Origin of the sequence: Rhizobium favelukesii, from assembly GCF_000577275.2 — a bacterium.
Lineage (GTDB): Bacteria > Pseudomonadota > Alphaproteobacteria > Rhizobiales > Rhizobiaceae > Rhizobium > Rhizobium favelukesii.
Genome location: NZ_HG916855.1, coordinates 1,348,235 through 1,360,318, shown reverse-complemented (window position 1 = coordinate 1,360,318; position 12,084 = coordinate 1,348,235). Strand labels below are relative to the sequence as shown.

16 protein-coding genes and 1 pseudogene are annotated in these 12,084 nt (G+C 58.6%); 16 read left to right on the top strand and 1 reads right to left on the bottom strand.

What is annotated here, in order from left to right:
- Positions 1–63 precede the first annotated feature (63 nt).
- The 6 genes and pseudogenes from LPU83_RS69935 to LPU83_RS69910 all read left to right on the top strand — a co-directional run bounded on the left by LPU83_RS69935 (position 64) and on the right by LPU83_RS69910 (position 3,106).
- A complete protein-coding gene (locus tag LPU83_RS69935) occupies positions 64–1,047 on the top strand; it encodes a L,D-transpeptidase family protein (RefSeq protein ID WP_024316749.1) in 984 nt (327 codons plus the stop codon).
- A gap of 44 nt (positions 1,048–1,091) precedes the next feature.
- Positions 1,092–1,244 (top strand): type II toxin-antitoxin system Phd/YefM family antitoxin, encoded by a 153-nt coding sequence (locus LPU83_RS69930; RefSeq protein ID WP_225040101.1) that lies wholly within the window; start codon positions 1,092–1,094, stop codon positions 1,242–1,244.
- Between the two features lie 45 nt (positions 1,245–1,289).
- Entirely contained in the window at positions 1,290–1,706 is a 417-nt protein-coding gene (locus LPU83_RS69925; protein ID WP_244656162.1) for a hypothetical protein, read from the top strand.
- A 50-nt stretch (positions 1,707–1,756) separates the two neighbouring features.
- Positions 1,757–2,037, top strand: a pseudogene (locus LPU83_RS69920) (transposase); the annotation flags it as partial.
- 257 nt (positions 2,038–2,294) lie between these two features.
- Positions 2,295–2,606 (top strand): ArsR/SmtB family transcription factor, encoded by a 312-nt coding sequence (locus LPU83_RS69915; protein WP_024316747.1) that lies wholly within the window; start codon positions 2,295–2,297, stop codon positions 2,604–2,606.
- A 95-nt stretch (positions 2,607–2,701) separates the two neighbouring features.
- Positions 2,702–3,106 carry a PAS domain-containing protein gene (locus LPU83_RS69910; RefSeq protein ID WP_024316746.1) on the top strand — a complete coding sequence of 135 codons (405 nt, stop codon included), beginning with the start codon at positions 2,702–2,704 and terminating at the stop codon, positions 3,104–3,106.
- 555 nt (positions 3,107–3,661) lie between these two features.
- Here the strand turns inward: LPU83_RS69910 and LPU83_RS69905 are convergent.
- Positions 3,662–4,537, bottom strand: coding sequence for a Hint domain-containing protein (locus LPU83_RS69905; RefSeq protein WP_037070053.1), 876 nt, complete (start codon positions 4,535–4,537; stop codon positions 3,662–3,664).
- Between the two features lie 193 nt (positions 4,538–4,730).
- Here LPU83_RS69905 and LPU83_RS75260 point away from each other — a divergent pair, with 193 nt between their 5' ends.
- From LPU83_RS75260 to LPU83_RS69860, 10 genes are all read left to right on the top strand, one after another.
- Positions 4,731–4,859, top strand: a complete 129-nt coding sequence (locus tag LPU83_RS75260) for a hypothetical protein (protein WP_258579728.1) — start codon at positions 4,731–4,733, stop codon at positions 4,857–4,859.
- Between the two features lie 213 nt (positions 4,860–5,072).
- Positions 5,073–5,330: a hypothetical protein gene (locus tag LPU83_RS69900; RefSeq protein ID WP_225040103.1), complete on the top strand. Its 258-nt coding sequence runs from the start codon at positions 5,073–5,075 to the stop codon at positions 5,328–5,330.
- Between the two features lie 261 nt (positions 5,331–5,591).
- Positions 5,592–5,786 (top strand): periplasmic nitrate reductase, NapE protein, encoded by a 195-nt coding sequence (locus tag LPU83_RS69895; protein ID WP_024317535.1) that lies wholly within the window; start codon positions 5,592–5,594, stop codon positions 5,784–5,786.
- A 7-nt stretch (positions 5,787–5,793) separates the two neighbouring features.
- Positions 5,794–6,297: a ferredoxin-type protein NapF gene (locus LPU83_RS69890; RefSeq protein WP_040680967.1), complete on the top strand. Its 504-nt coding sequence runs from the start codon at positions 5,794–5,796 to the stop codon at positions 6,295–6,297.
- Entirely contained in the window at positions 6,290–6,574 is a 285-nt protein-coding gene (locus LPU83_RS69885; protein ID WP_024317534.1) for a chaperone NapD, read from the top strand. The genes LPU83_RS69890 and LPU83_RS69885 overlap by 8 nt, the downstream gene beginning before the upstream one ends.
- Entirely contained in the window at positions 6,549–9,056 is a 2,508-nt protein-coding gene (gene napA / locus LPU83_RS69880; protein ID WP_040680965.1) for a periplasmic nitrate reductase subunit alpha, read from the top strand. The genes LPU83_RS69885 and napA overlap by 26 nt, the downstream gene beginning before the upstream one ends.
- Entirely contained in the window at positions 9,023–9,526 is a 504-nt protein-coding gene (locus tag LPU83_RS69875) for a nitrate reductase cytochrome c-type subunit (protein ID WP_037071157.1), read from the top strand. Before napA ends, LPU83_RS69875 begins: the two co-directional genes overlap by 34 nt.
- A gap of 8 nt (positions 9,527–9,534) precedes the next feature.
- Positions 9,535–10,242 carry a NapC/NirT family cytochrome c gene (locus LPU83_RS69870; protein ID WP_024317531.1) on the top strand — a complete coding sequence of 236 codons (708 nt, stop codon included), beginning with the start codon at positions 9,535–9,537 and terminating at the stop codon, positions 10,240–10,242.
- A 432-nt stretch (positions 10,243–10,674) separates the two neighbouring features.
- Positions 10,675–11,361, top strand: coding sequence for a GntR family transcriptional regulator (locus LPU83_RS69865; RefSeq protein ID WP_024317529.1), 687 nt, complete (start codon positions 10,675–10,677; stop codon positions 11,359–11,361).
- Between the two features lie 46 nt (positions 11,362–11,407).
- Positions 11,408–12,082 (top strand): GntR family transcriptional regulator, encoded by a 675-nt coding sequence (locus LPU83_RS69860; protein ID WP_024317528.1) that lies wholly within the window; start codon positions 11,408–11,410, stop codon positions 12,080–12,082.
- Positions 12,083–12,084 lie beyond the last annotated feature (2 nt).

Sequence of the window (12,084 nt, the reverse complement as noted above, 5' to 3'; positions counted from 1 at the left end):
GATACGCTGCGTTTGGAATTCCTGGTCTTCATCGGTGGAACAAGTTCGGCCGCCGCAGATTTGATGCTCATGAAAAACATGATCGTTCTCGCAGCCTCTCTTAGCCTATGCCTGCTCGGCACCGTGAGCGCCCAGGAACTTGGTGCGGAGGCCATCAATAGTGCCGCGATCGATGCCATTGCGCCGGACCGACCAGCCAATGCCTCGCCTCGACCAGATCCCGCCATCGTTCGTCTGCAGGTCCTTCTGGATCGCGCAGGGTCATCTCCCGGGGTAATAGACGGGCAATATGGTGAGAACGTCAGCAAGGCGATTTCTGGGCTGGAAGCCATGCGGGGGATCCCGACAGATGGAAAGCTGAACTCTGAAGTCATCCGCTTCCTTACTGACGACAGACCAGTCATACAGCCCTATGTGATCTCCCGGGACGACGCGAGAGCGCTCGTCGACCACATTCCAAAAGACTACGCCAAGCAGGCCAAGATGAGGTACCTCGGCTACACAAGCGTTGCGGAGAGGCTATCGGAGCGGTTCCACATGGATATCGACCTTTTGAAGGGACTGAATCCTGGCTCGGCATTTGCCGTCGGAGCAACAGTCCTCGTGGCGATGCCAGGCGACCCGAAACAAGGTGCGGTTAAACGGATCGAAGTGCGAAGACGCATTGGGCAAGTTCTTGCGTTCGATGACGCTGGTTTGCTGATTTCTGTTTATCCCGCCACGATCGGCAGCGAAGAAACGCCGTCACCTTCGGGGACTCACAAGGTCAAAGGTGTCGCACGCATGCCCCCCTACATCTACAACCCGAAGGTCAATTTTCAACAGGGCAAGAACAAAAAGGTTCTCAAACTACCAGGCGGTCCCAATGGGCCCGTCGGAACCGTTTGGATCGATCTGACGGAGCCGACTTACGGGATTCACGGCACACCGGAACCGTCCCTCATCGACAAGACCGGATCACATGGATGCGTTCGCCTCACCAACTGGGACGTTGAGGAATTGGCAGCGATGGTGAGGCCAGGGGTGATCGTCGCGTTCGTCAACTAAACTGCCTCGGTTAGAGATCGCTGCGCGATATTAAGACCGTGACCATGGCGGCAGATCGCCAGCCGGTCGCCATTACTCAGCATCGCAGGGCCCGCTATGTCCTCATGACCTACGACGATTTCGAGGCCATGAAACAAAAAGGCGATCAGCGCCGGGCCTATGGTCCCAAGGAAGTCCCCCTGAACTGGCAGCGTTGATCGGCCCGGAACTGGATCGGTTGATACAGGAAGGAAGCGAGACCGATGGCTGATACTTCGGCCAATGGTTCGATCATCCGCTACCCTCATCTCTCGACATGGCAGCGCGACAACCGGAGAAACCGAGGGACGGAAGGCACACCCGGTTTGCATGGTTCTGGCAATCCCGAAAGGCAACCGGACAAACCTTATCCTACGGGCTGTCTCAGGCACCCCGCCCCGCTCCGATCAACCGCATTGGAGATTCCACAACTCGAATGCCGCCGCGCTGGAATCCGTGAGTGGAAAGATGCATGGATTACCGTCTCTGAATTCAATCACGACGTAGCCGAACAGTCCTTTTACTTTGATCCGAATGCAGAGGTGTTAGGATCGTTCAGCAAGGGATTTCTCGCAAAGATCGCAGCAGCCTTCGAGCCTTTCCTGGCTCAGCCAAGCGCGAGAGTCAGCCGAACCGATTGAGGGTAGGTCCGTGCGCGTTCCCCTCGCGCTCTCCTTCCCGCCTCCACTTCGCCCGCCGTTCAATTACATTCGACCGTGGCACCGAGTTCACTGACTGGCCCTACCTTCAGGCCAGCATCCGAACCCAGACACGGTTGTGATCCAAGTCGCCTTGGCAAAAGGGCACGTCGAAAACACCAATAGGCGGGCCAGGGAATGGCTTTCAAGAGAGGATCCGCTGTCGATCACCGACCGCGACTTGAAGGAGATTTCCGATCAGTTCAACGCAACGCCGCGCAAATGCCTCGGCTATCGAACGCCCGCCGAAATTCTCCGCCAGAAGCTTAATGAGGACGAGCTGCGTGAGGGCCCCGAAAGAATGCTGCCCGTTGGCGTCGGGCATTTGGACGCCGGTTACGCCGAGCGCTTACGCGCAAGACAGGCGTAAGATTGATCGCGTTGGCACCGCCTCGTCGGGCCACCTTGCATGTGCGTCGGCAAGAGCCCGCAGTGGCGATCGGAGCGAAATCGTCGCAGACGCGAATTCGTGGAACTTCTGCGACGGCTTTCATCGTAGGAATGGCCCACAAAGTTAGGTGAATTCTTGAAATGCCCAATGATAAAAACTTCGATGATGAGGCAAGGCTGCTTGCGCTTCTGGCAAACGAAAAGAGGCTCCTAATTGCCGGGCTGCTCCTGGATAATGAGCTAAACGTCGGCGAGTTAGCGAAAAGAGTTGGCCTTTCCCAGTCGGCCCTTTCCCAACATCTGGCAAGGATGCGTGAAGGCAAAGTTGTAACAACGCGGCGTGACGCGCAGACGATCTACTATTCGACGACCCACTACGGTGTCCGAAAAATCCTTGCGACCCTTGGTGAAATCTATGATCAATCGACCGCCACGCTGAGGAATGCTAGCTAAACTTCTGGAGAGTGGCCGATTACTCTGAAGTGCCAACTTGCGGAAGAATGTGGGCTGCGCCATCTTCTCTGCAAAGCGGTCTTTGAGGAACGGCTATGATACCCGGAGGCGATCAACTGTTTTCCACACAGATATCAGGCGAGCCGATGCCTGATGCTGGATTGTTTACATGGGACCTCAAGAGCAATCTTGTCTATGCGGACAGCGCGCTTGCCTCCTTGTTTGGTCTGGAACCTGACGAAACGGAACATGGTCTGCCACTACAGACCTACATGGCGCGCATCCATCCTCAGGATGCGCCGACCTTGGCCAAGCAAATCAACGACGCGATCGTTGCCCAGCATCCCACGGTGCAGAACTATCGCGTCCTTAATCAGGACGGCACTTATATCCCCGTATGTGCGTTCGGCCGGTGTTTTCGCGATCGCGACGACGTTCCCGTTCACTATGCCGGTATTGTCGTGCCCGCCGAGACGTTGCCAGACAATAGGTCCCACTAGCGTAGCGCAACGGGTCTTGCACCTATCGACCTGCAGGTTGTCGCGGCCTGCCCTCCGATGCCGCCCGTGTGTCGGTCGGGATCATATTGAAGCGCTCGATCACCCTTCACGAGGCGCGTGCTCCATGTCTCATTAGGCGCCGTGAAGAATGCCTCTGCTCGTCTTGCTATCCGGCCCGAAGTGCAGCCCACGGCAATGGCGCGGCCGCGACCCTTTGCGGCCGCGACCCTTTGAGGTGAGGCAGCGTCTGCTCGCCGAGCAAGTGTGCTCACCGACGGCTCATGACGCCTCGCGCAAGGTCGAGGATTAGTCGACCGACGGCTCGAACACGAGGTCTCACGTGATGAAAGAAAAGCAGCATCGGGAGGTTGAAGCTACGCCGCCAGAGGTCGAACGACAGACATTGCCTCCACCGGGTGACCATGACCCGATGGCTGGAGGTATCGTCCCTTCGTCTTCAGCCCGATCTCCAGCCGGCATCGCGGAACCTCACGTTCCGCATGCCGGTCTTTTTTTGAACGGTTGAGTTCGAAGACGACGACAGCCCGTCGCGTGTCAGACCGACAGCTCCTTGGCACGCGCGTTGATCTTTTCGCAGGCATCCTCGAATGGGTGGCGCGTCGGCACCCAATGCGAAGCGCCAAGCAGGAGAAGCGCCTTCAAATGCGTCCAGCCGCCTTCCTCGCCGACAACCGGCGCATAAGACGTCATCGGACCGCGCTCCTCACCGGCATAAAGGCGTTCGTACTCCGCGAAATTGGAGAAGTTTTCGTGACTGTTGTCCGAGGGATGGAAAGTCTCGGCCGCAGCGCCTTCAGCAAGGATGACTTCATGCGTATCGAGCAGGACGGCATAGTACTCGATCGACCTGTCGTTGGCAGGAACGACTGGCGCGATCGTCGTGCCGTTCACGAGGTCCTTGACGCGGATCAGAACACCGTTCAGGAGCAGCGCATGGCCAGGCGACAGGTAGAGATCGGAATGTGGCGTATGCTCATCCAGCGCATGGCGCGAGACTCGGACCGGCACGACGCCGTCATGCCAGCGCGCGCCACTCCTCTTGAAGACTTGGCGACCGACCCACTTGATCCGCCGTATATCCCCATCCGGAAGCGCAACGCGATCGCCGATCCGAAGATCCTCGACACGTTTTTCACCGCAATCCGTGAGGATCGATGTCCCACGCAAGAAGCAATGCGCACCACCGCCGCCACCAGAGTTGCCATTCCCGCTGCCACCAGAATTGCCATGCCCGCGTCCACCAGAACCACCGCGCCCCCAACGCCTGCCCATCGCGTGCGCAGGGGAAGAGGAAACTGCCATGGCGATGGCCGCAACGCTTGCGAAACGAGCACCGGCGGCGGCGGCCACACCCAGAAAATGCCTGCGCGCGGTATTGCCTGGCAGCTTTGGATCTTCCGTCGACAACATGCTGGCTTCCTTTGAAAAGAGTAATACTGCTCCATGGTACAATAAGTTGCATTGCATTGAACTTCGCAGAATAGCGCTAATGCCTACTCAAAAGGTGGTATGCAAAGTCAGTGGCGCATACGTCGCGATCGATCGCGAGAGATACCTCGCGGGTGAGAACGGGAGGAGCATAACGATATGAGAGGCAGTGGGCGTGGTCGATAACAATCATCCAAGCAAGAACGGGCCGGTCGTCAATGGCGTCTTAATCATGGCGATGGCTTTGGCCGCAGTGGTCGCCATCGGTGGCTTCATCGCTGTGTTCAAGGCGACCTTCGTTTAGCATCCCAATCTTTTCTGCGGGCTGCGCGCCGCCAGCATCATCGCATGAATGCTGATCGTTACGTTTCGAAACATCAAGAACGACAAACAATCCATAAGTGGGGCTCCTCCCAGGTGAGTGAACCGTCATGAGCCTGCACGGAAATGATCGCCTGTCGGCGCTGATACCCCAACGCCTGAACCCTAATCGGATCTTTTGTCGACGATCACACGCTTGACGGTCAGTAGTGCAGCCCTATTAATTTTTATAGAACTTGAGGGCAGACAAAACATGATCCGGAGTTTGATTGCGGCGACCAAGGCACCGTTGCAGGACGATGACGTAGCGCTGTGCGAGCGCGTATTTCATAGGCTGACTGGGCAGCGGCCCATGTCCAATGGGGAGCGAGAGCAGCTGGCGTCCACCATCCTGCACTTTTATCAAGACGGCGTGCGGGACGAGCAAAGTCTTACCCGCCTGCTGATGGATTAGACTGAGCAATCGTTTCTACTGCCTTTGCTCGCGAACACTATCGCCCCGCTCGCGTCATGGATGGAAGTCTCGCTAAAGATGCCCGAGATTTTCTAGCTCACTGCGGTATGGTCATAGAGGCGGACTGACTGGCCGCCATTCCCTTTGCGGCACCTGAAATAGCGACTGAATTCAAAATCGCGCGGTCTGGTTGCGCAGAATGCAAGCCACGCTACCCATGACAACCGACCTATGTTATTCTCGGTTGCGAGGAGGCCGCGGATGCGTGAACTTGCGCAGAAAGTGCCAAGCAACGATGTCCCGCGTTCCCGGCGGCGGCTCGAGCTGCTTCTTTTTCTCATATTGGCATTCGGAATTTGGCCGCTGGTGGCGATAGGCGTCGTCGGAGGATACGGGTTCCTGGTTTGGATGTTCCAAGTCGTCTACGGCCCTCCAGGGCCGCCAGCAGCGCACTGAGACGCCCATGGCTCCGCAACAAATCTCAAGACGTCAGTTCTTTTCAGGCAATCGAGCGGCAGTTCATGTCAGGGTCTGCCCGCCTGGAACGTCTGTTGAAAAGCTCATCGAGGCGTGCTCCGGATGCGGGCTGTGCGAAGAGCGATGTCCCACCGGCATAATCCATCTCGCCGACGGACTGCCGTTCGTCGATTTCACTCTGGGCGAGTGCACCTTCTGTGATGAGTGCAGGCAGGCATGCCCGGAACCGGTATTTTCGTCATCACACATCGAGCAATTTCCTCACGGCGCCGTCATTAGCCCTGAGTGTCTGGCGAAGCGGAATATCGCCTGCCAGTCATCCGCGGAAGCGTGTCCAATACAGGCCATCCGCTTCCGCCCGCGCATTGGTGGCCCGTTCGCCCCTGAACTCGACTTCGATATCTGCAGCGGTTGCGGCGGATGCATAGGCATCTGTCCGGTCGGCGCGATCGCAATCGAGCCCCGGAGCATGGAAGAGACCGATGTCTGAAAACAGAACACGCTATCACGTATCGAGTGCGGTTATTGCGACCCTGCCATTCGGTACTGAGGCTGTCCTTTCGGCACTCGCCGCTATGGAGAATGTCGAAGTTCATGGTCATGCCGACGGCAAGATCGTCGTCGTGATCGAGGGAACGAGTACGGGCATGCTCGGCGAGTGCCTGTCGCGCATATCGCTCCTGGAGGGCGTGATCGCTGCGAACATGGTTTTCGAGCATGTCGAGACAGAGGAGATGGGCGATGACAGGAACACTGACGCGACGTGACATCCTGAAGGCGCACGCCGCCGGAATTGCCGCCGCGACGGCGGGTATAGCACTTCCCGCTGCCGCCCAGCCGGTGCCGGGCGGCGTCGAGGCGCTTCAGATCAAGTGGTCGAAGGCACCATGCCGCTTCTGCGGGACCGGATGCGGCGTCATGGTCGGCGTCAAGGAAGGGCAGGTCGTTGCCACGCACGGCGACATGCAGGCCGAGGTCAATCGCGGCCTGAATTGCATCAAGGGTTATTTCCTCTCGAAGATCATGTACGGCGAGGATCGGCTGACGAAGCCGCTCTTGCGCAAGCGCAACGGTGTTTACGCCAAGGATGGCGAGTTCGAACCGGTGACCTGGGACGAGGCCTTCGACGTGATGGCCGAACAGTGCAAGAAAGTGCTGAAGGACAAGGGTCCGACGGCCATCGGCATGTTCGGCTCGGGACAATGGACGATCTTCGAAGGCTATGCGGCAACCAAGCTCATGCGGGCTGGCTTCCGTTCCAACAATCTGGATCCCAACGCCCGGCACTGCATGGCATCGGCGGCCTACGCATTTATGCGCACCTTCGGCATGGACGAGCCTATGGGCGTCTATGACGATTTCGAGCATGCCGACGCCTTCGTGCTGTGGGGCTCGAACATGGCCGAGATGCACCCGATCCTGTGGACGCGCGTTGCCGACCGCAGGCTCGGGCATCCACATGTTCGCGTCGCGGTACTTTCCACGTTCACCCACCGCAGCATGGACCTTGCGGACATTCCGATCATCTTCAAGCCGGGAACGGATCTGGCGATCCTCAACTATATCGCCAACCACATCATCCAGACCGGCCGGGTGAATCAGGACTTCGTAGAGCGGCACACGCGGTTCGCCATCGGCGTCACCGATATCGGCTACGGCCGGCGGCCGGACGATCCGATGGAAATCAACGCTGCCAATTCGGCCGATCCAACGAAGATGGAACCTTCGGATTTCGAGACCTTCAAGGCGTTCGTCTCCGAATATACGCTTGAAAAGGCGGCCGAATTGTCCGGCGTCGATCCCGGGTTCCTCAAGCAACTGGCGGAGCTCTACGCCGATCCCGACCGCAAGGTGATGTCGCTCTGGACGATGGGCTTCAACCAGCATGTGCGCGGCGTCTGGGCCAATCAGATGGTCTACAACATTCACCTTCTGACCGGAAAGATATCGGAGCCCGGCAACAGTCCGTTCTCGCTGACAGGGCAGCCCTCCGCCTGCGGGACGGCACGCGAGGTTGGCACTTTTGCCCATCGGCTTCCGGCCGACATGGTGGTGACCAATCCCGAGCATCGCGAGCGTGCAGAGGAAATCTGGCGCATCCCGAATGGCATCATCCCCGACAAGCCGGGGTATCACGCCGTCCAGCAGGACCGCATGCTGAAGGACGGCAAGCTGAATTTCTACTGGGTGCAGGTCAACAACAACATCCAGGCTGCTCCCAATACAAGCAACGAGACCTGGCAGGGCTATCGCAACCCGGACAACTTCATCGTCGTTTCCGATGCCTATCCGACGGTTACGGCGATGAGTGCCGACCTGATCTTGCCGGCCGCCATGTGGGTGGAGAAGGAGGGCGGCTACGGCAACGCCGAACGTCGCACCCAGCTCTGGCGCCAGCTCGTCCAGGCGCCAGGTGAGGCCAGGTCGGACCTGTGGCAGATCGCCGAGTTTTCGAAGCGCTTCACGACCGACGAGGTCTGGCCTGCCGATATTCTCGATGCCAATCCCGAATATCGCGGCAAGACATTGTTTGAGGTGATCTTCCGCAATGGCCAGGTCGACCGCTTTCTGCTCAGCGAGGTCAATCCGGACTACGACAACAACGAGGCCAAGGCCTTCGGCTTCTATATCCAGAAGGGCCTGTTCGAGGAATACGCCACGTTCGGGCGCGGCCACGGTCACGATCTCGCACCCTTCGACACCTACCACGAGGTTCGCGGGCTGCGTTGGCCGGTCGTCAACGGCAAGGAGACGCTGTGGCGCTATCGCGAGGGCTTCGATCCCTTCGTGAAGCCGGGGGAAGGCGTGAACTTCTACGGCCAGCCGGACGGCAAGGCGGTCATCCTCGCAGTACCCTACGAGCCTCCGGCCGAGTCCCCGGACGAGGAGTACGACTTCTGGCTGGTGACGGGCCGCGTGCTGGAGCATTGGCATTCTGGGTCGATGACGATGCGGGTGCCCGAGCTCTTCAAGGCATTCCCCGGCGCGCGTGTCTTCATGAATGCCGAGGACGCGCGCAAGCGCCGCATCAATCAGGGCGCTGAGGTCCGCATCGTCTCGCGGCGCGGCGAGATCCGTTCGCGCGTCGAAACCCGTGGTCGCAACCGTATGCCGCCCGGCGTCATTTTCGTCCCCTGGTTCGATGCCAGCCAGCTGATCAACAAGGTTACTCTGGACGCCACCGATCCCATCTCCAAACAGACGGATTACAAAAAATGCGCGGTCAAGATTGTTCCCGTCTTCGTTTGAGGCGGCCCGAATGGATGGCGGTCGCGGCAGGTCTTTTGCTGTTTGTCGCGACGACCGCAATTGCCCAGGTGATAGTCTCAACGGCGCCCCAGCTGGTTGGACGGACACCCTCGATGGCGACGGGCCCCGCAGGCCCGCTGCCGAAATGGATCGTCGACGACCAGCGCCGGATGCGGGCCTATCCCGACCAGCCGCCGGTGATCCCCCATTCGATCGAAGGCTACGAGCTGTCGGTGAATGCCAACCGGTGCATGTCCTGCCATAAGCGCGAGTTCATCCAGGACTCCGGCGCCCCGATGATCAGCGTGACGCACTACATGACGCGCGACGGCCAGATGATCGCCGACGTTTCGCCGCGGCGCTACTTCTGCACCGCCTGCCACGTGCCGCAGGCGGACGTCCGGCCGCTGGTGAACAACACCTTCCGAGACATGAGCGAGTTGGGATTCAAGCCGGCCGGGAGCGAGTGATGACGACGATGGCCTGGATCAAGAACGCGATTTCGTGGGCCTGGTCGATCCTCATAACACCGGCGGCGACAATCGGGCTAGGCGTCCTGACACTCGGAGGCTTCATTGGCGGCGTTATGTTCTGGGGCGCATTCAACACGGCACTTGAGCTCACCAATACCGAAAAGTTCTGCACGTCCTGCCACGAGATGCATGACAATGTATACCAGGAGCTTTCGCGCACCATCCATTTCTCGAACCGCTCGGGAGTGCGCGCCACCTGTCCCGACTGCCATGTGCCGCACCAATGGACCGACAAGATCGCTCGCAAGATGCAGGCTTCCAAAGAAGTCTGGGGAAAAATGTTCGGCACGATAAACACCCGGCCTAAATTCCTGGAGAAGCGACTGGAACTTGCCCAGCACGAATGGGCCAGGATGAAGGCCAACGATAGTCTGGAGTGTCGCAACTGCCACTCCTCGGTGGCGATGGACTTGCAAAAGCAGACGCAGCGCGCAGCGGAAATCCACACCCGATATCTTCTGTCGGGTCAGGCTACTTGCATCGATTGTCACAAGGGGATTGCCCACGAGCTGCCGAATATGGAAGGCATCGATCCTGGCTGGAAGGTGCCCAAAGAGCTCGAGGGCAAGAAGATGGTGAAGGCGACGCCGATCGACGACCTTCGGGACGCCATAGCCAAGGCGCACGCAGCGTCGATTGATGTACTGGAATAACCCTTCGGGCTTTGCGCGAACCTTGCTGCACGGGGTTTGTGATTGACATGGAAGGCAGGCATGGCGCGGAGACGAGGAAGGGGCGTGAGGGTTCCTTATTAGAGCGGTGCTCCGTCATCCTCTCGATCGAACGTCGACGAATTGATTGCGACGATGATCATCGCATCGGAAAATCGTCGCGACCTACCATCCTGCAGCGCGTGGTTCCCTTTTGAGATCACAACACCAGGAAGGCACAGGCGCCGCAGCGACAGATCATCAAGCAAACCCGTCATCCTTTCCCGCCGCGCACGCTTGAGAACGGACTTGTTCTGATGACCACGGCCGAGCAACCTCACTTCTCATGATTGAGCCGACCATCTGCGCTGCTTATTGAATTTGACCTAGCTGTCCGTTTATATATGACGAAAAGAAAAATCTCGGAGAGAGCTGATGCGGCAGGAAATTGCGGATGAAACTGTCGCTGAAAGCGGTTACCGGCAAATACGATCAGACATCATATTCGGTCGGCTTGCGCCGGGTCAGAAGCTCAAGCTGGAGAATTTGAAGGGTACCTACGCGACGAGCGTCAGCACGCTCAGGGAGATTTTGAACCGTCTGACGTCCGAAGGGCTCGTCGTGGCCGAAGGCCAAAGGGGGTTTGAAGTCGCGCGCGTGTCTGTTGCGGACCTCAAAGAGATCGCCGCTTTGCGCCTGCTTCTCGAAGAGCACGCGCTTGAGCAGTCGTTCGAACAAGGCGATGTCGAATGGGAAGCAAGGCTTGTGTCGGCCCACTACAAGCTGGCGCGCATGGAAGAGGTGATGGCTTCGGGCGACACCAGCAAGGCGGAAGACTGGAAACGCTATGACTGGGAGTTTCACCAGGCCCTGATTTCCGCCTGCGGATCGCGGCTGCTTATGGAGACACACTCGGCCGTGTTCGACAAATATCTGCGATATCAGATGGTTGCGCTGTCCTATCGTGGCGGTGTTGCCGAACAGGAACACCGGCAGCTTCTGGAGGTCGCCTTGCTGCGCGACAGCAAGACGGCAAAGAAAATTCTTCAGCGTCACATACAAGGAGGCGTCGAACATGCGCTTGGAAAAGGGCTGCTATTGGCCTCTCCGGTAAAACCATGACGGCATTCATTACGCGCATTGACGCTTGCGCAAAGCAGAGGATCTTATGCTAAAAATTGCTGGTGAACCCTCCGAGACCGTCAGCGATGTGGTCTTCCGGCAGATCCGTCGGGACATTATTTCTGGAGCCTTGGCACCTGGTGCGAAGATCAAACTCGAGCAAGCCAAGGAACGCTATTCGATCAGCGTGTCGTCGCTGCGCGAAATATTAAGCCGTCTGACCACGGAGAACCTGGTGTTGGCCGAAGGGCAGCGTGGCTTCGAAGTGAGCGTCGCGTCGCGCAAGGAACTCGAGGAACTCGCCGATCTTCGCACCGTCCTTGAAACCCATGCGATCGGCCTGTCCTTTGCGGCCGGAAATCTCGAATGGGAAGGACGCATCGTGGCGGCTCATCATAAACTGGCGGCTGCGGAGAAAAAGCTGCTCGCCGGCGATGCCTCGCGGACCGTCGATTGGGTGCGCTACGACTGGGAGTTTCACCGGGCGATCGTATCGGCTTGTGATTCCGCGACGCTGATGGCCACACTCTCATCGGTGTTCGAACGATTTCTGCGCTACCACATGCTGGCCCGGAGTTTCCGCGGCAAGGCGGTCGTTGATGACCACAGGCTTCTCTTCGAGCTCGCCTTGAAGCGCGATATCGAGGGCGCTCGGGCTGTGATCCGACGGCATGTCCAAAGCGGCGTGAAACACGTGCTGAAAAGCGGGCGTATCACCTGACC